A 16,481-nucleotide genomic window follows, 5' to 3' on the forward strand; every position below is an offset into this window, starting at 1 on the left:
GGGTTCTAGGCGAGGGGTCGGCCGGTTTCAATTCTGGTGGCGCTAACGCGGCCGCCCTTGCGTCGGTTCAGCCTTCCAGCGCGGCGACACCCGGCAGGGTCTTGCCCTCCATCCACTCGAGGAAGGCGCCCCCCGCGGTGGAGATGTAGGTGAAATCCTCGGCCGCCCCGGCGGTGTTGAGCGCCGCGACCGTGTCGCCGCCGCCCGCGACCGACACGAGGCTGCCCGATTTCGTCAACAGCGCCGCCGCCCTGGCCGCAGCCCTGGTGGCCGCGTCGAAGGGCTCGAGCTCGAAGGCGCCGAGCGGGCCGTTCCAGACCAGCGTGCCGGCCTCGGCGAAGATCTCCTCGATCCGCGCCACGCTCTCGGGGCCGGCGTCCAGGATCATCGCATCCGCGGGGCACTGGGTCGCGGGCACCGTCTCGTGCGGGGCGTTCGCCTTGAACTCGCGGGCCACGACCACGTCCGAGGGCAGCACGAGGCTGCACCCGAGGTCGAGGGCCTTGAGCCGGATCTGCACCGCCATCTCGGTCATCTCGTGTTCGCAGAGCGACTTGCCCACGTCGATCCCGCGCGCCGCGAGGAAGGTGTTCGCCATCCCGCCGCCGATGATGAGGTGATCGACCTTCTCGACAAGGTTGCCCAGCAGTTCGAGCTTGGTCGAGACCTTGGCCCCGCCCACCACCGCGACCAGCGGCCGCTTGGGCTGGCCGAGCGCCGCGTCGAGCGCCTCGAGCTCGGCCTGCATCAGCCGCCCCGCGCAGGACGGCAGGTGATGCGCCACGCCCTCGGTCGAGGCATGTGCGCGGTGCGCCGCCGAGAAGGCGTCGTTGCAATAGATGTCGGCCAGCCCCGCCAGCCGCCGGGCCAGCGCGGCGTCGTTCGTCTCCTCGCCCGGATGGAAGCGCATGTTCTCCAGCAGCAGGACCTCGGCCGCCTTCTGTTCCTCGGTGCCGCGTTCCAGCGCCTCGAGCGTCTCGACAAAGGTGACCTTGCGCCCGAGCGCCTCGCGCAGGGCCGGCAGGACGACGCGCAGCGACATCTCGGGCACGACCTTGCCCTTGGGCCGGCCGAAATGCGCCAGCAGGATCGGCTTGCCGCCGGCCGCGAGGATGTCGGTCACCGTCGGGACGATCCGCTCGATCCGGGTCGCGTCGGTGACCTTTCCGTGATCCACCGGCACGTTGATGTCGACCCGGACGAGCACGCGCTTGTCCTTCAGATCCATGTCGTCCAGCGTCTTCCAGCCCATTCGCGCTCTCCCGGCCAAGTCGGTCCGCGCGTTTCATGGCGACTTGCGGCCGAACCGTCAACCGCAGGCGGCTTGGCAATCGGCCCGAGGTCTCTTAATTGGGATCAAAGCCTGAAAGGAATTGCACATGGCCGAGATCAAGGACCCCGAAAACACCATCCTCATGGAACTCTCCGGCGGCACCGTCGTCATCGAGCTCCTGCCCGACGTGGCCCCCGCCCATTCCGACCGGATGAAGGAGCTGGCCCGCGCCGGCGCCTATGACAACGTGGCCTTCCACCGCGTGATCGACGGCTTCATGGCCCAGACCGGCGACGTGAAGCACGGCAACATGGAAGCCGATTTCAACATCCGCATGGCCGGCACCGGCGGCTCCGAACTGCCCGACCTGCCGGCGGAATTCTCGCGCCTGCCGCATGACCGCGGCACCCTGGGCGCGGCCCGGTCGCAGAACCCGAACAGCGCCAATTCGCAGTTCTTCATCAACTTCAAGGACAACCACTTCCTGAATGGGCAGTACACGGTCTACGGCCGCGTCATCGACGGGATGGAGCATGTCGACGCGATCACCCGCGGCGAGCCGCCCGCGAAGCCCGACCGGATGATCTCGGTCAAGGTGGCCTCGGATGCGTAAACTCATCGCCATCGCGGCGGCGGGGCTTCTCGCCCTGCCCGCCCATGCCACCGGGCTCGACATCGAGATCGCGGGCGAGGCCAACGGGACCGTGCATGTCGACCTCTTCGAGGACGTCGCGCCCGAGCATGTGAAGCAGATCACCCAGCTCGCCGCCTCCGGCGCCTATGACGGGGTCTATTTCCACCGCGTGATCGACCAGTTCATGGCCCAGACCGGCGACGTGGAATTCGCCCGCACCGAGGGCGGCGACATGCGCCGCGCCGGCATGGGCGGCTCGGATCTGCCCGACCTGAAGGCCGAGTTCTCGGACCGTCCCTTCGAACGCGGCGTGGTCGGCATGGCCCGGTCGCAGGACCCGAACAGCGCCAATTCGCAGTTCTTCATCATGTTCGGCCCCTCGCCGCAGCTCAACGGCCAGTACACGGTCGTCGGTGAAGTGACCGAGGGCATGGACGTGGTCGACCGCATCAAGCGCGGCGAAGGCCAGAACGGCGCGGTCATCGGCGAACCCGACCGCATGGTGAAAGTGACCGTGACCGAGTAACCTCAGGTTGTGGAATACCTCGCCCGCGGGACTGGAACGGTCCCGCGGGCTTCGTATACTCCCCGGATGCCAGTAGGACTACCGGGATGAAATTTGCGGGTCCGCTCCGGGCTGCGCTCTGCGTGGCCCTCGCCCTGATGCCGGTCCATGCGCCGGCCCAGAACCCGTTCCACGGGAAAGCCTGGCCGAAGACCGATTTCACGGCCTTCCTCGTCGATCCGCTGGAATTCGAGCCCGGCGGCCCGAACAAGGACGGCATCCCCGCGATCGACTTCCCCCGGATGCACCCCGCGGCGGAGGAGCACAGCCTCGATCCCCGCGAACCCGTCATCTCGGTCAAGATCGAGGGCCAGCTCACGCGGGGCTACCCGCTGCGCTACCTGCTCTGGCACGAGGTGGTCAACGATACCGTCGGCCACACGGACATCGCCGTGACCTATTCCGTGCTGGTCGATTCCGCGGTGGTCTACGACCGGCGGGACGCGGAGGGAAATGCCATGGTCTTCGGGGTCTCGGGGCTTCTGCGCTTCTCGAACAGCGTGCTCTTCGACCGCGGCACCGAGAGCTGGTGGCAGCAGACCACCGGCCGCGCCATCGTCGGCAGCCATGCCGGAGAGCGGCTCACCCCCCTGCCCGCCCGCGTCGAAAGCTGGGACGTGTTCCGGCTGCACCATCCGGACGGGCTGGTGATGATGCGCCCGGAATGGGAACGCGCCTACGGCACCACCCCCTTCGTGGGCTATGACAGCGCGCCCGTCCCTGCCCGCTATGCCGGGCCACTTCCGCCGAAGGGCATCGCGCCGCTCGAACGGGTGCTCCGGGTCGGCAGTCATGCCTGGCAACTGTCGCGCCTGATGAGCGAAGGGCGGATCACCGAGGCGGGGCTGGTCCTGACCTGGACACCCGGCATGGCCTCGACCCACGACGCGGCGGACATCGCGCGGGCGCGGGACATCGGCATGGTGCGGGTGCGCGACGCCGTCGGGCGGGACCTGCCCCATGACGTCATCTTCGCCTTCTGCTTCGCGGCCTTCTGGCCCGACGGCAGATGGATGCTCGGGGGATGCGGCGCCGCCGGGCTGCCGTGCTAGCCGCGGCTCACGCCGCCGCCGCGGCGGTCTCGCGGATGCGGCCGATCATCGCCCTCAGCCCGTTCGAGCGCTGCGCCGAGAGGTGATCCTGCAGGCTCAGCCGCGCCAGCTCGCCCCCCGCATCGACCTTGGGCACCTCGGCCACCGGCAGGCCGTTGTAGAGCGCGCGCAGCACCGCGATCAGCCCGCGCACGATCAGCGCGTCGCTGTCGCCGTCGAAGCGGAAGCGCCCGTCCTCGACCACCGGATGCAGCCAGACCTGGCTCGCGCAGCCCTCGACCTTCGTCGCGGGCGTCCTGAGCGCGTCGTCGAGCGGGTCCATCGCCTTGCCCATGTCGATGACGTGCCGGTAGCGGTCTTCCCAATCGTCGAGGAATTCGAAATCCGCGACGATGTCCTCGAATGCGTCCTGCGCCATATCCGTCTCTCCTGCTTGGCCCTGACCTAAGCGGCACACCCGCCAAGATCCAGACCTCGCGACCCCAGCAAGCGGCTTTTCAACGCGCGGCCGATGGGTTAACCCATCGGGACGCGACGTTGCAAAGGCCCGACCAGATGCGCAAGACCATCGCCCTCATGCTGATCTCGACCCTCGTCCTCGGCGGCTGCGGCGGGGTCCGTTCCTGGTTCGGCGGCGGCCGCGAGGTCCAGACCGCGGAGCCCGGCAACCCGCTGATCCCCACCTCGAGCGGCATGATGAGCCTGAACGCGGCCCGCGCCGTCTATCGCGGCAACCCGGTCGGGCAGATCACCGCGCTGAACGTGGAGCGGATCCCCGGCGGCGCCATCATCCGGGTCGAGGCCGTGGCCGACCGGCAGGGTCCCTTCAACGTGCGCATGGTGCCCGCAACGCCGGCCGACACGCCGCAGAACGGGGTCCTCGCCTACACGCTGGCCGCGGAACTGCCGCGCCGGTCGCCCGTGGGCACGCCGGCCACCCGCCGCATCGTCGCGGCGCATTACGTGGCGGACGACGCGCTGGCCGGCACCAGCGAGATCCGCGTCTCGGGCGCGCGCAACGCGCTCAGCTCGCGCCGCTGAGCCTCAGAGCTCGATGATCTGAACCTGGGCGCCCTTCGCGGCGAGACCGACCTTGCCGTCGCAGAGCTTCAGCGCGTCCTCGCCGAAGACCTCCCTCCGCCAGCCCTTGAGAGCCGGAAGATCGCGCATGCCCGCGGCGATGGCGTCCAGGTCCGAGGTCGGCGCGATCAGCCGCGCGGCAACGCCCGCACCGTCGCTCTTGGCCTTCAGCAGCACGCGCAGCAGATCCGCGAGCGCCGGGTTCACCTGCATCTTCTCGCGGCTGTTGTCGACCTCGGGGTAATCCTCGGGCTTGCACGCGATGCCCGCCTCGACGGCCGCGATGATGCCGTCCGCGATCTCGCCCTTGCGGGCCTCGCGCAGCAGCAGCCGCGACCGGCCGAGGTCCTTGAGGTTCGTGGGCTTGGTCGAGGCCAGCTCGACCAGCGCGTCGTCCTTCATCACCCGGTTGCGCGGGATGTTGCGGGTCTGGGCATAGCTCTCGCGGAAGCGCGCCAGCTCGCGCAGGACGGCAAGGAACTTGCCCGAATTGGTGCGCGTGCGGATGCGCTGCCAGGCGTCCTCGGGGCGGACGGTGTAGGTCTCGGGATTGGTGAGGATCTCCATCTCCTCGGCCACCCATTTCTCGCGCTTCTGCTTGCGGATCTGCTTGTCGAGATATTCGTAGATCTCGCGCAGGTGCGTGACGTCGGCCAGCGCGTATTTCTTCTGCGCGTCGCTCAGCGGGCGCCGGGACCAGTCGGTGAAGCGCGAGGACTTGTCGAGCTGCTCGCGCGCGATCCGCTTGACCAGCGTCTCGTAGCCCACCTGTTCGCCGAAACCGCAGACCATCGCCGCGACCTGGGTGTCGAAGAGCGGCTCGGGGATGACCCCTGCGTCGACCTGGAAGATCTCGAGATCCTGACGCGCGGCGTGGAAGACCTTCACCACCGAGGTATCGCGGAAGAGCGTGTAGAGCGGGTCCAGCGACAGCTCCTCGGACAGCGGATCGACAAGGACCGCATCCGCGTCGCCCTCGCCCGGAAGCGCGAGCTGCACGAGGCAGAGCTGGGAATAATAGGTCCGTTCGCGCAGGAACTCGGTATCGACGGTGACGTAATCGCAATCCGAGGCGCGGGCGCAGAATGCGGCCAGGTCCTCGGTGGTGGTGATGGTTTTCATCTGTCCCCGTTGTTGTTGTTTTCCCGCGCGGGCGTCCGGCGGGTATAGCCGAACGCGCGCGCCATGGAAAGCGAGCCCGGCGCGGCTGTCAAGGCAGCAGCACCGGCGTGCGGTCCCCGGCCGCGAAGCGACGCAGCACCGCGGGGTAGAGCCGGTGCTCCTCGACGAGGACCCGGGCGGCCAGCGTCTCGGGCGTGTCGCCCGGCAGGATCGGCACCCGCGCCTGCCCGAGAAGCGGGCCGTCGTCCAGCTCGGCGGTGACCTCGTGCACGGTGCAGCCCGCCTCGGTCTCGCCCGCCTCCAGCGCGCGGGCATGGGTGTGGAGCCCGCGGTACTTGGGCAGGAGCGAGGGGTGGATGTTCAGCATCCGGCCCTGCCAGCGGCGGGTGAAGCCCTCGGTCAGGACGCGCATGAAACCGGCAAGGCAGATGATGTCGGGCTGCGCCGCGGCGAGCGGTTCGGACAGCGCCGCCTCGAAGGCCGCGCGGTCGCCCTTGAAGGGCTTGTGGCTGACAGCGGCCGTGGGCACGCCCATCTCGGCGGCGCGCCTGAGGCCCCCCGCCTCCGGGTCGTTCGACAGCACCAGCACCGGCCGCGCCGGGTGATCGCCGGTCATGCTCTCGACCAGGCGGACCATGTTCGACCCGCCGCCCGAGACCAGGATCGCCACCCGTTGCGTCACGAAAGGGCGCCCGTGTAGGTGACCTTTCCGCTCTCGGTGACCGTGCCAAGACGGGCGACGGTCTCGCCCTCGGCCTTGAGCAGCGCCGCGATCTCGTCGGCCCTGTCGGGCGCGACGACGATGACCATGCCGATGCCCGAGTTGAACGTCTTCAGCATCTCTGCGGTCTCGATCCCGCCGGTCTCCTGCAGCCATTTGAACACCGGCGGAAGCGGCCATGCGCCAAGGTCGATCTCGGCCCCCGGCACCACGCGCGGCAGGTTCTCGGTCAGCCCGCCGCCGGTGATGTGCGCGAGCGCATGCACGCCGCCCGCGCGGACCGCCTTCAGCGCCGGGGTGACGTAGAGCCGCGTGGGTGTCAGGAGCGCCTCGCCGAGCGTGCCCTCGCCGAAGGGGCAATCCGCATCCCAGCCGAGACCCGAGATCTCGACCAGCTTGCGGACCAGCGAATAGCCGTTGGAATGGACCCCGTCCGAGGCGAGGCCGAGCAGCACGTCGCCCGCGGCCACGTCCTTCGGCAGGTCCTGCCCGCGCTCCATCGCGCCGACGGCGAAGCCCGCGAGGTCGAAATCGCCCTCGGGATACATGCCGGGCATCTCGGCGGTCTCGCCGCCGATCAGCGCGGTATTGGCCCGCGCGCAGCCCTCGGCGATGCCCTCGACCACGCGGGCGGCGTGATCGACCGAGAGCTTGCCGGTCGCGAAATAGTCGAGGAAGAAGAGCGGCTCGGCCCCCTGGCAGACCAGATCGTTGACGCACATCGCCACGAGGTCGATGCCGACGCCGTCGACGAGGCCGGTGTCGATCGCGATCCGCAGCTTGGTGCCCACGCCGTCGGTCGCGGCGACGAGGATCGGGTCGCTGTAGCCCGCGCCCTTCAGATCGAACAGCGCGCCGAAGCCGCCGAGGCCGGACATGGTGCCGGGCCGCTCGGTCCGTTTCGCCGCCGGCTTGATCCGGTCGACGAGCGCATTGCCCGCGTCGATGTCCACGCCCGCGTCCGCGTAGGTGATGCCGTTCTTGCCGCTCATATCCCGCCCTCCGGTGGTCTCCGGGGTCCGATACGGCAGGACGCGCGCGGAGTCCACGGGGGCGTTCGGGGCGGCGGGGCGATAAGGCCGGGATGGTGCGGGTTCGGGCATCCGAAGCGCCCGATCTCCGCACCGCCGCAGGCCGGGCCTGCCGCCCTGGGCGGATCGGGGGGACATCGGAACCGCGCCGCCTCCGACCCGGTGGCAGATAGGCGCGCAACGCTTCCCCGCCCCCGCCACCGCTGATGCGCGGAACCGGTTCGCGTGCTATGCTCCGCCGGGCTCGTTCGGAGGAGGCGTGCATGGCCGAAGGCGTGAAACTGCTCGTGGGCACGACCAAGGGCCTCTTCATCGTCGAGGGCGATCCCGGCCGGGAAAGCTGGAAGGTGAAGGGCCCCCATTGCGACGGCTGGCCGATCAACCACGCGATCGGCACCGGCGACTCGCTCTGGGCGGGCGGCGGCGGCGAATGGTCGGGCGCCGGGGTCTGGCGCTCCACCGACGGCGGCGAGAGCTGGGAGCTCACCCGGCTCACCCGGGGCTCGATGGACGAATGGGCCGCCAACGACCCGGACTTCGCCAAGATGATCGGCTGGACCGACACGCCCCTGCCCCATGGCACGGCGTTTTCGCAGATCTGGTCGCTCGCCCATGCCCATGGCCGCCTCTACGCCGGGACGAAGCCCGCGCAGCTTCTGGTCAGCACCGACGGCGGCGAGATCTGGGACAAGGTCGAGGGGCTGACCGACCATCCCTCTGCCGCCGAATGGCAGGGCGGCGGGGCGGGGCTCGTCCTGCACACGATCCTGGCCGATCCCGACGACCCGCGGAAGCTCTGGGTCGGCATCTCGGCCGCGGGCGTCTTCGCCACCGAGGACGGCGGCGCGACATGGGTGCGGCGTAACCGGCTCTCCAACGCCGATTGCGGACACCACGACCACCCGGCGGCTCCGCGCGACGGCGAGATCGGCCATTGCGTGCACAACATGAAGCGCGCGCCGGGCGACGGTGAGACCATCTATCAGCAGAACCACCACGGCGTCTGGCGCTCCTCCGACGGCGGCCGGAGCTGGGACGACATATCCGCCGGCCTGCCCTCGACCTTCGGCTTCCCGATCCATGTCCACCCGCGCGATCCCGCCACGATCTGGACCCTGCCGCTGAACGGCGACAGCCAGGGGCGCTATCCGCCCGACGCGAAGGCCGCAGTGTGGAAATCCACCGACGCGGGCACGACATGGGCGGACAAGCGCGCGGGCCTGCCGCAGGAGGCGTGCTTCTTCACGGTGCTCCGGCAGGCGATGGCCGGGGACCGGCTGGAGCCGGCCGGGGTCTATTTCGGCACGAACTCCGGCTCTGTCTTCGCCTCGCGCGACGCGGGCGAGACCTGGAGCGAGGTCGCGCGGCACCTGCCCACGGTGCTGGGCGTCGAGGTGGTGGAGAGCGCCTGATCGGGGCCGCGCCCGAAGGGATGAGACGGCCGACGCGGGGCGCGGAGCGCGTTGGAGCCGCGGAGGCGCGAACGACGGCGCGGCAGGCCTCTCCCTCCGATTGCGGTCATCATCCGGTTCGGCCGGATGATCTCCGACGCCGGGGGGCCGCGAAACATGCAAGGAGGCCGGTCACCCCTGGTGGGACGCCCCCGCCCCGCCGCCCCTCCCTAGGCCGGCACCAGCCGGTATCCCTGCGCCATGCGCTCGACCTTCCGGAGCCCCGGACCCCGGACATGCGGCCCGGTCACGGTGATCCCGTCGGTCGCCACCCGGTCGAATATCCGGCGGCGCGAGGCGCGCGCCATGTCGGGGTCGATGTCGAAGAGGACGCCCCAATCGGGCTCGGCCATCTGGAAGGTCTCGCAATGGATCGTGTCGCCCCAGATCAGCAGCTCCTCCCCGCCCGAGGACACATGCACCCCGGAATGACCCGGCGTGTGCCCCGGCAGCGGCACGAGGCCGACGCCCGGGAGCACCTCGGCCTCGCCCGCGACGTCCCGGCGCCTCTCGGCATAGGGCGTGACCGCGCATTTCGAGAAGAGGAACGAGTCGAGCGCCCGCCTGCGGCCCTGCAGCCGCGCCTCGACCTCGGGGCTGGTGAAATGGTCCCACTCGCCCGCACCCGAGACGAGTTCGGCATTGGCGAAGACGGCCCGGCCCTCCGCATCGACGATCCCGCCCACGTGGTCGATGTGTAGATGCGTCATGACCAGGTGCGTGACCTCCTCGGGCGCAACCCCGGCCTCGGCGAGCGCGGCCGGAAATGCCCCGGTCGTCGGCGCATGGCCGGGCGGGCTGCCCGCATCGACCACGGCCGTGAAGCCACGGCCCCGCAGGAGGAAACCGCGGATCGGGATCAGCGACTGCGCGCCGTCGTAGGCCACCCCGGCCTGCGCCGCCGCCGCGCGGGCGCGGTCCATGTCGTGATCCGGAAACAGGGTGTTCGGCGCGTGCTGGAAGCCGTCCTCCAGCACGGTCACCTCGATGTCTCCGATCCGGTGGCGTTCGATGGTCATGGCCTGCTCCCTGCTGATGCCGGGACACAGAACCACCCCGCGACCGCCGCGGCAAGGCGCCGAGGATTGACCGCCGCGTGGCGCGCGCCTATTGCAGCCTTGTGGCGGGCCTGTAGCTCAACGGTTAGAGCAGAGCGCTCATAACGCTTTGGTTGGGGGTTCGAATCCCTCCGGGCCTACCATCGCCGCCGGGCCATCCGTCGGACCGCGCCGATTGTGCGTCCTTCCAAAGCATCATCCCCTCCGCGATCTCGGTGCCCGGGACCATCTGCGTCGTGGTCGGGAACTCCTTGCCTCTCCCGCGACGCGCGGGGCGCAGGCGCCCCGGGACTGCCGCCGAGATCAAGGCAACCGGTCCGGCCCCCGGCCCGGCTGGTCGCCTCCCCCGCCCGGCGCCGCTTCCGCGTCACGTCCCGGACCCTGCCCGCCCTCAGCGCGCCACCACGAGGTCCGCGCGCAACCCGCCGAGCGTCTCGCTCGTGTCGAGCCTCAGCACCCCGCCATGCGCCCGCGCCACGTCCGCCGCGATCGAAAGGCCGAGCCCCACGCCGCCGCCCCGGTCCTGGTTGCGGGCCTGGTCGAGCCGCTCGAAGGGGCGCAGGGCGGCCTCGCGCGCGGCCTCGGGGATGCCCGGCCCGTCGTCCTCCACCCGGATCCGCAGCGCACGGTCGCCAAGCGCGACCGAGACCTCGGCGCGGCTGCCGTAGCGCACCGCGTTCGAGACGAGGTTCTCCACCGCGCGCCGGATCGCCGCGGGCCGGAGCTGCATCTCTCCCGCCCCCTCGGTCCGCACCAGATCCACCGGCGTCCCGCCGCGGCGCAGGTCGGCCACGAGGTCCCGGATCAGCCGGACCGGATCGACCGTCTCGGGGGTGTCGTCCGCGGTGCCCCGGGCGAAATCGAGAAAGCCCTCGATCATCTCCTGCATCTCGGCCACGTCGCGCTCCATCGGCTCGCGCTCCTCGTCGTCGAGCATCGAGAGCCCCAGCTTCAGCCGGGTGAGCGGCGTGCGCAGGTCGTGGCTGACCCCCGAGAGCATCAGCGTCCGCTGGTCGAGGTAGCGTTCGATCCGCATCCGCATGTCGAGGAAGGCCTGCCCCGCCTGCCGCACCTCCAGCGCACCGCGCGGCTTGTAGGGCACCACCCTGCCCCGCCCGAAGGCGGCCGCCGCCTCGGCCAGCTCGGTCACCGGGCGCAGCTGGTTGCGGAGGTAGAAGAAGGCGATCGCAGTCATCAGCCCGCCGAAGAAGACCATGTTCACGAAAAGCTGGTGCGGGTTCGAGGCCGAGACGTGTTCGCGCGCGAAATCGTAGAGCACCGGACCCTCCGGCCCGTCGAGGTAGACGCTGACCCGACGCTCCCGCATCAGCGACACCGCCAGCAGGTCCTGGCGCAGCCGGTCGAGCGTCGAGATCACCGCTGCGCCGGAGAGATCGTACCAGGGCCGCAGGTGGCCGGAGGGCACATCGCCCGGCGCGACCGTCTCGGCGGTGATGTCCAGCAGGCGTTTCGTGGCGTCGGGCGCCGCCGCGCCGCCCTCGGCCTTCAGGAGATCGAGCTCCCGGCTCACGGCGGCGGTCATCTGCTCGGTCACGCCCTCGAAATGGCGCTGGATGAAGACCACGGAGACCACGAGCTGCAACGCCACGACCGGCAGAATCAGGATCAGCGCGGCCCGCCCGTAAAGCCCGCGCGGCACATAATGTTTGAGCCATTCCGATATCATGGGCTAAGCCTACGCGGGCACCCCACAGGAAGGAAGCCGCCATGGACGCGCCCGACGATTTCGACCCGAAACCCGGCCAGGCCGAGCCGGTCGCCCCCGGCATCCGTCGGGTGCTCTGCAACAACCCCTCGGCCTTCACCTACCGCGGCACGAACACCTACCTGCTGGGCGCCGGCGGCGGCGTGGCGGTGATCGACCCCGGCCCCGAGGACCGCGCGCATCTCGAGGCGATTCTCGCCGCGCTCGGCCCCGGCGAACACGTCAGCCACATCCTCGTCACCCATGCGCACCGTGACCATTCGCCTCTCGCCGGACCGCTCGCCGCCGAGACCGGCGCGAAGGTCTGGGCCTATGGCGACGCCACCGCCGGACAGTCCGAGGTCATGCGCCGTCTCGCCGCCAGCGGCGCCATGGGCGGCGGCGAAGGAGCCGACCAGGGGTTCGTGCCCGACGAGATCGTCCCCGACGGCGGCACGATCTCGGGCGACGGCTGGTCCGTCACCGGCCTCTGGACCCCGGGCCATTTCGGCAACCACATGGCCTTCGATGCGCAGGGCGAGGTCTTCTCGGGCGATCTGGTCATGGGCTGGTCCACCTCCATCGTCTCGCCCCCGGACGGAGACCTGACGGATTTCATGGCGTCCTGCGAACGGCTCGCCGCCCGCGCGCCCGCCCGGCTCTGGCCCGGCCATGGCGCCGCCATCGAGGCGCCCGCCGACCGGATCACCTGGCTGCTCGGACACCGCCGGACCCGCGAGGCCGCCATCCTCGAGGCGCTGTCCGAAGGCCCCGCCGACGCCGCGACCCTGGCCGACCGGATCTACACCGACATCCCGCGCGCCCTTCTGCCGGCCGCGACCCGCAACGTCCTCGCCCACCTCGTTGATCTGATGGGAAAATCCCGCGTGGCCCCGCAGACGGAGCTCTCCGCGGAGACGGTTTTCGCCATCACCGGATGACCCTGCGGAAAAACCCGAAAATCTCTCCCTTTCGCCCTTGCCGAGGATTCAGGGTGTTGCTATACGGGCGCCCAGTTCCGGCGTAGCTCAGCGGTAGAGCAGTTGACTGTTAATCAATTGGTCGTAGGTTCGATCCCTACCGCCGGAGCCAACACAAAGCCAACGTGTTGATACTGAATGAAAAGGCGACCCGTCCGGGTCGCCTTTCGCGTTTCCGGCGGCCTTGCACGGTTCTGTCCCCACCCTTTCATCGCACGCGCCCTCCAGCGGTACGGCACTCACGACCCGTCGCACGCGGCCGCCCGACTGTCCTCGGCCGGAAGACGCCGGGCCGGCGGCGATCGGCGCTTCAAAGCGCCGTGCGGCTCGGTTAGTGCTGGGCCCATGGCACGTCACCTTCTTCCGATCACCGCCCTGCTCCTGGGGTCCGCGCTCCTGCTGTTTGCCGGGGGGATTCACGGGCTCATCCTGCCGATCCGCGGCGCGGCCGAAGGGTTCTCGGCCAGTTCGCTCGGCCTGCTGGGCACCGGCTGGGCCGTGGGATATGTCGCGGGCTGCATCGTGGCGCCGCGCCTCGTCGGGGCTGTGGGTCATATCCGGACCTTCGGCGTCATGTGCGCCTTCGCGGCGGTGGCGATCCTGCTGCAGGCGCTGATCGTCGAGACATGGGCCTGGATCCCGATCCGCGCGGTGTCGGGATTCTGCTTCGCGGGCGCCGCGATGATCGTGGAATCCTGGCTCAGCGAAAGGGCCCAGCCCTCGACCCGGGGGACGATCTTCGGGATCTACACGATGGTGAACCTCGGCGCGGTCACGGCGGGGCAGATGTCGATCTCGCTCGGGGACGCGAACGGCGCGGTCTTCTTCGCGATCGGTGCGATCTTCTACTGCCTCGCGCTGGTGCCGACGGCGCTGTCGACCTCGGCCTCGCCGGCGCCGCTGACCTCGGTCAAGCTCGACCTGCCGGGGCTCTGGAGGAACTCGCCCGTGGCGGTGGCGGCGGTGTTCCTCGTGGGGGTCTCCAACGCCTCCTTCGGAGCGCTCGCGGCGGTCTATGCGGGACAGGTCGGGCTGGCGCTGACGGCGATCACGCTCTTTGCCAGCATCCCGGTCCTCGCGGGGGCGCTCGCGCAGATCCCGATCGGCTATCTCAGCGACCGGATGGACCGGCGGATCGTGCTGGTGGCCACCGCGGCGCTCGCGATGCTGGCCGATCTCGCCTTCGCCATCCTGCTGCCCGAGGGGCAGCTGGCGAACCTCGTGCTGGTCGGCCTCTTCGGGGCCGGGATCTTTGCGATGTACCCGATCATCGTGGCCCATGCGAACGACCATGCCCCGCCGGGCACCGCGATCCAGGTCTCGGGCGGGCTGCTGATGGTCTTCGGTCTGGGCTCGATCCTCGGGCCGCTGATGGCGGGCGTCGCGATGTCCGCGGTGGGGCCGCGCGGGCTCTTCCTGACGACGGTCGCGGCGCATGTCGTGCTGATCGCCTTCACGCTCTGGCGGATGTCGCTGCGCGGGGCCGTGCCGCAGGCCGACAAGGCGGCGTTCCAGATATCGGTGCCCGCGCGGGCCACCACGCCGGAAACCGCCGCGCTCTCGGGCGGGGAGGAGGAGGCGCTGCCGCTCGAACCCGAGGCCGCGCCCGCAGACGAGGCAGACCGCCCCGAGGCGGACCGCGCCTGAGCCCCCCGCCCCACGCCCGGTTTCCGGGCCCCGAAAGGCGCTCCGGAACACAAGTGTGATGTCCGTCGCCGCGGGGCTGCCGCGGCGTTGACCGGTCCCGCCGCATGGGCCTAGCTCTGGTCCGGGGCAGGAACCGGCAAGGGGAGGACAGCCGATGGACAGGGCCGTTGAGGGGATGGACCGCAGTTTCGGCGCGTGGACCATGCCGGATGAATATCGCGAGATGCAGAGGCTGGTCCGGCGCTTCGTGCAGGGCGACGTGCGCGCGGTCGAGGACACCCTGCCCCATGACGCGACCTCCTGCCCCGCCGACAAGCTGGCGCCCCTGCAGGAGAAGGCCAAGGCCATGGGGCTCTGGTGCGTGCGCACCCCCGAGGCCTATGGCGGCGCCGGGCTGAACCTCCTGGGACAGGCGGTCTGGGCGGAAGAGGCCAAGCAGGTCCGCATGGGGCTCTACAATGCCGCCATGGGGGCCTTCGGGATCGATCCGCCGAACGTGATCTGGGAAGGCAACCGCCGGCAGATCGAGGCCTACGGGCTGCCGGGCGTCGAGAAGGGCACGAAATGCTTCGTCGCGATCTCGGAACCCTCGGGCGGCGCCGATCCGGGCCGGTCGATCCAGCTCAGGGCCGAGAAGGTCGGCGGAAAATACGTGCTGAACGGCTCCAAGATGTGGATCACGGGGGCGGCCAAGGCCGACTGGGGCATCGTCTATGCCCGGACGGGCGGGCGCGGGCGGTCGGGGATCTCCTCCTTCATCGTGGACCGCGACACGCCGGGCCTGTCGATCCGGGAGATCCCGGTGATCCGCGCCTATTCGCCCTACGAGCTCCATTTCGACAACGTGGAGGTGCCGGCCGAGAACCTGCTGGGCGCGGAAGGCCAGGGTTTCCAGCTGGCCGAGAAATGGCTGGTGGACAACCGGATCCAGTATTCCGCGGGCACGCTCGGCGTGGCGCAGGCGGCGCTCGACATCGCCGTCAAATGGGCGAACGAGCGCGAGACCTTCGGCTCCAAGCTCGCCGACAAGCAGGCGGTGCAATGGATGCTCGCCGACAGCGAGATGGAGCTGCGCGCGGCCCGGCTGGTGGTCTACGATGCCGCCTGGCGCGGCGACCGGGGCGAGGATTTCAAGCTAGAGGCCTCGATCGCCAAGGTGACGGCGACCGAGACGGCGGGGCGGATCGTCGATCGCTGCATGCAGATCCTCGGCGGGCTCGGCGTCTCGAAGGAACTGCCGCTGGAACGCTGGTATCGCGAACTGCGCATCCACCGGATCGGCGAGGGTCCGTCCGAGGTGCACCGCATGGTCGTCGCCCGCAACGTGCTGAACGGGAGGCGCTGATGTCGATCGATTTCGACCTGTCGCCCGAGGGCATCGCGACCGTCACGATCAACCGGCCCGAAGCGATGAACTCGCTCGACGCCGACCATTACAAGGCGCTGTCGGACGCCTGGATCGAGGTGCGCGACAATCGCGACGTCCGGGTGGCCATCGTCACCGGCGCGGGCGACAAGAGCTTCTGCGCCGGCGCCGACCTGAAATCCGTGGTGACCGTCCAGCCCGACTGGGCCGACAACTGGCTGACCCAGCGGGACCAGCTTCTCAACCGGGGGCTCGAGGTCTGGAAACCCGTCATCGCGGCGGTGAACGGCTATTGCCTCGGCGGCGGGGTGACGCTGCTCTACGGCACCGACCTCCGCGTCGCGGCCGAGGGCGCGAGCTTCGGGTTGTCCGAGGTGAAGCGCGGGATCATCGCGGCCAACGGCGGAACGCAGCGGACGCTGAAGCAGCTGCCCTATTGCCTCGGGATGGAGTTCCTGCTGACCGGCGACCGGATCGACGCCGAGACGGCGCTGAGCTGGGGGCTGATCAACAAGGTGGTCCCCCGGGCAGAGCTGATGGATGCGGCGATGGACTACGCCGCCCGGATCGCCGCCAACGCCCCCCTCGCCGTGCAGGCGGCCAAGGAGCTGGCGGTCCGCTCGCTCGACATGGACCTCGTGACGGGTCTGCGGATGGAAGCCATGGTCTCGCGCACGCTGCGGGAGACGGAGGATGCGAAGGAGGGGCCGCGGGCCTTCCGCGAAAAGCGGACGCCGGAGTTCAAGGGGCGATGAGCGGCGCGCGTGTCGGGCACCGCCCCCTGTGTGAGGCGGCG

16 protein-coding genes and 2 tRNA genes are annotated in these 16,481 nt (G+C 70.2%); 11 read left to right on the plus strand and 7 right to left on the minus strand.

Annotation, left to right across the window (positions count from 1 at the left end; genetic code table 11):
• Positions 1 to 67 precede the first annotated feature (67 nt).
• Positions 68 to 1,252, minus strand: coding sequence for a phosphoglycerate kinase (locus Q344_RS0106635; RefSeq protein WP_028286009.1), 1,185 nt, complete (start codon positions 1,250 to 1,252; stop codon positions 68 to 70).
• Between the two features lie 127 nt (positions 1,253 to 1,379).
• On the opposite strand from Q344_RS0106635, the gene Q344_RS0106640 reads away from it, so the two are divergent.
• The 3 genes from Q344_RS0106640 to Q344_RS0106650 all read left to right on the plus strand — a co-directional run bounded on the left by Q344_RS0106640 (position 1,380) and on the right by Q344_RS0106650 (position 3,524).
• Positions 1,380 to 1,886, plus strand: a complete 507-nt coding sequence (locus Q344_RS0106640) for a peptidylprolyl isomerase (protein ID WP_028286010.1) — start codon at positions 1,380 to 1,382, stop codon at positions 1,884 to 1,886.
• Positions 1,879 to 2,433 carry a peptidylprolyl isomerase gene (locus Q344_RS0106645; protein WP_028286011.1) on the plus strand — a complete coding sequence of 185 codons (555 nt, stop codon included), beginning with the start codon at positions 1,879 to 1,881 and terminating at the stop codon, positions 2,431 to 2,433. The genes Q344_RS0106640 and Q344_RS0106645 overlap by 8 nt, the downstream gene beginning before the upstream one ends.
• 86 nt (positions 2,434 to 2,519) lie before the next feature.
• Positions 2,520 to 3,524 (plus strand): DUF3179 domain-containing protein, encoded by a 1,005-nt coding sequence (locus tag Q344_RS0106650; protein WP_028286012.1) that lies wholly within the window; start codon positions 2,520 to 2,522, stop codon positions 3,522 to 3,524.
• A gap of 7 nt (positions 3,525 to 3,531) precedes the next feature.
• Here the strand turns inward: Q344_RS0106650 and Q344_RS0106655 are convergent, their stop codons facing one another.
• Positions 3,532 to 3,942, minus strand: a complete 411-nt coding sequence (locus Q344_RS0106655) for a SufE family protein (RefSeq protein ID WP_028286013.1) — start codon at positions 3,940 to 3,942, stop codon at positions 3,532 to 3,534.
• 137 nt (positions 3,943 to 4,079) lie between these two features.
• Between Q344_RS0106655 and Q344_RS0106660 the strand changes: the two genes are divergently transcribed.
• Positions 4,080 to 4,565 carry a hypothetical protein gene (locus Q344_RS0106660; protein WP_028286014.1) on the plus strand — a complete coding sequence of 162 codons (486 nt, stop codon included), beginning with the start codon at positions 4,080 to 4,082 and terminating at the stop codon, positions 4,563 to 4,565.
• Positions 4,566 to 4,568: 3 nt separating this feature from the next.
• Here Q344_RS0106660 and rnd read toward each other — a convergent pair whose 3' ends face one another.
• The 3 genes from rnd to purM all read right to left on the minus strand — a co-directional run bounded on the left by rnd (position 4,569) and on the right by purM (position 7,439).
• Positions 4,569 to 5,726: a ribonuclease D gene (rnd, locus tag Q344_RS0106665; RefSeq protein WP_028286015.1), complete on the minus strand. Its 1,158-nt coding sequence runs from the start codon at positions 5,724 to 5,726 to the stop codon at positions 4,569 to 4,571.
• Between the two features lie 88 nt (positions 5,727 to 5,814).
• Positions 5,815 to 6,408 carry a phosphoribosylglycinamide formyltransferase gene (gene purN, locus Q344_RS0106670; protein WP_028286016.1) on the minus strand — a complete coding sequence of 198 codons (594 nt, stop codon included), beginning with the start codon at positions 6,406 to 6,408 and terminating at the stop codon, positions 5,815 to 5,817.
• The gene (gene purM / locus Q344_RS0106675) at positions 6,405 to 7,439 is read right to left on the minus strand and encodes a phosphoribosylformylglycinamidine cyclo-ligase (protein WP_028286017.1); all 1,035 of its coding nucleotides are present in this window, start codon (positions 7,437 to 7,439) and stop codon (positions 6,405 to 6,407) included. The genes purN and purM overlap by 4 nt, the downstream gene beginning before the upstream one ends.
• 302 nt (positions 7,440 to 7,741) lie before the next feature.
• Between purM and Q344_RS0106680 the strand changes: the two genes are divergently transcribed.
• Positions 7,742 to 8,890 (plus strand): WD40/YVTN/BNR-like repeat-containing protein, encoded by a 1,149-nt coding sequence (locus Q344_RS0106680; protein ID WP_028286018.1) that lies wholly within the window; start codon positions 7,742 to 7,744, stop codon positions 8,888 to 8,890.
• Positions 8,891 to 9,099: 209 nt separating this feature from the next.
• Here Q344_RS0106680 and Q344_RS23255 read toward each other — a convergent pair whose 3' ends face one another.
• A complete protein-coding gene (locus Q344_RS23255) occupies positions 9,100 to 9,948 on the minus strand; it encodes an MBL fold metallo-hydrolase (RefSeq protein WP_051630328.1) in 849 nt (282 codons plus the stop codon).
• 106 nt (positions 9,949 to 10,054) lie between these two features.
• On the opposite strand from Q344_RS23255, the gene Q344_RS0106690 reads away from it, so the two are divergent.
• Positions 10,055 to 10,130, plus strand: a tRNA-Ile gene (locus Q344_RS0106690).
• Positions 10,131 to 10,378: 248 nt separating this feature from the next.
• Here Q344_RS0106690 and Q344_RS0106695 read toward each other — a convergent pair.
• Entirely contained in the window at positions 10,379 to 11,674 is a 1,296-nt protein-coding gene (locus Q344_RS0106695; RefSeq protein WP_028286019.1) for an ATP-binding protein, read from the minus strand.
• Between the two features lie 41 nt (positions 11,675 to 11,715).
• On the opposite strand from Q344_RS0106695, the gene Q344_RS0106700 reads away from it, so the two are divergent.
• From Q344_RS0106700 to Q344_RS0106720, 5 genes are all read left to right on the plus strand, one after another.
• Complete coding sequence (locus Q344_RS0106700; protein WP_028286020.1) at positions 11,716 to 12,633, plus strand: MBL fold metallo-hydrolase; 918 nt, start codon at positions 11,716 to 11,718, stop codon at positions 12,631 to 12,633.
• A 76-nt stretch (positions 12,634 to 12,709) separates the two neighbouring features.
• Positions 12,710 to 12,784 (plus strand) — tRNA-Asn (locus tag Q344_RS0106705).
• 233 nt (positions 12,785 to 13,017) lie between these two features.
• A complete protein-coding gene (locus Q344_RS0106710; RefSeq protein WP_028286021.1) occupies positions 13,018 to 14,319 on the plus strand; it encodes an MFS transporter in 1,302 nt (433 codons plus the stop codon).
• Positions 14,320 to 14,473: 154 nt separating this feature from the next.
• Positions 14,474 to 15,664, plus strand: coding sequence for an acyl-CoA dehydrogenase family protein (locus Q344_RS0106715; protein WP_229669143.1), 1,191 nt, complete (start codon positions 14,474 to 14,476; stop codon positions 15,662 to 15,664).
• Positions 15,664 to 16,440 carry an enoyl-CoA hydratase/isomerase family protein gene (locus Q344_RS0106720; RefSeq protein ID WP_028286023.1) on the plus strand — a complete coding sequence of 259 codons (777 nt, stop codon included), beginning with the start codon at positions 15,664 to 15,666 and terminating at the stop codon, positions 16,438 to 16,440. Before Q344_RS0106715 ends, Q344_RS0106720 begins: the two co-directional genes overlap by 1 nt.
• Positions 16,441 to 16,481: the final 41 nt, after the last annotated feature.

The organism is Pseudooceanicola nanhaiensis DSM 18065 (genome assembly GCF_000688295.1).
Lineage (GTDB): Bacteria > Pseudomonadota > Alphaproteobacteria > Rhodobacterales > Rhodobacteraceae > Pseudooceanicola > Pseudooceanicola nanhaiensis.

Bases quoted from the DNA above. Each gene is read 5' to 3' on its own strand.
- Q344_RS0106700 (WP_028286020.1), top strand. From the start codon at position 11,716: ATGGACGCGCCCGACGATTTCGACCCGAAACCCGGCCAGGCCGAGCCG.
- Q344_RS0106680 (WP_028286018.1), top strand. From the start codon at position 7,742: ATGGCCGAAGGCGTGAAACTGCTCGTGGGCACGACCAAGGGCCTCTTC.
- Q344_RS0106645 (WP_028286011.1), top strand. From the start codon at position 1,879: ATGCGTAAACTCATCGCCATCGCGGCGGCGGGGCTTCTCGCCCTGCCC.
- Q344_RS23255 (WP_051630328.1), bottom strand. From the start codon at position 9,948: ATGACCATCGAACGCCACCGGATCGGAGACATCGAGGTGACCGTGCTG.
- Q344_RS0106635 (WP_028286009.1), bottom strand. From the start codon at position 1,252: ATGGGCTGGAAGACGCTGGACGACATGGATCTGAAGGACAAGCGCGTG.
- Q344_RS0106655 (WP_028286013.1), bottom strand. From the start codon at position 3,942: ATGGCGCAGGACGCATTCGAGGACATCGTCGCGGATTTCGAATTCCTC.
- Q344_RS0106720 (WP_028286023.1), top strand. From the start codon at position 15,664: ATGTCGATCGATTTCGACCTGTCGCCCGAGGGCATCGCGACCGTCACG.
- Q344_RS0106640 (WP_028286010.1), top strand. From the start codon at position 1,380: ATGGCCGAGATCAAGGACCCCGAAAACACCATCCTCATGGAACTCTCC.
- Q344_RS0106710 (WP_028286021.1), top strand. From the start codon at position 13,018: ATGGCACGTCACCTTCTTCCGATCACCGCCCTGCTCCTGGGGTCCGCG.
- Q344_RS0106715 (WP_229669143.1), top strand. From the start codon at position 14,474: ATGGACAGGGCCGTTGAGGGGATGGACCGCAGTTTCGGCGCGTGGACC.
- Q344_RS0106660 (WP_028286014.1), top strand. From the start codon at position 4,080: ATGCGCAAGACCATCGCCCTCATGCTGATCTCGACCCTCGTCCTCGGC.
- rnd (WP_028286015.1), bottom strand. From the start codon at position 5,726: ATGAAAACCATCACCACCACCGAGGACCTGGCCGCATTCTGCGCCCGC.
- Q344_RS0106650 (WP_028286012.1), top strand. From the start codon at position 2,520: ATGAAATTTGCGGGTCCGCTCCGGGCTGCGCTCTGCGTGGCCCTCGCC.
- purM (WP_028286017.1), bottom strand. From the start codon at position 7,439: ATGAGCGGCAAGAACGGCATCACCTACGCGGACGCGGGCGTGGACATC.
- Q344_RS0106695 (WP_028286019.1), bottom strand. From the start codon at position 11,674: ATGATATCGGAATGGCTCAAACATTATGTGCCGCGCGGGCTTTACGGG.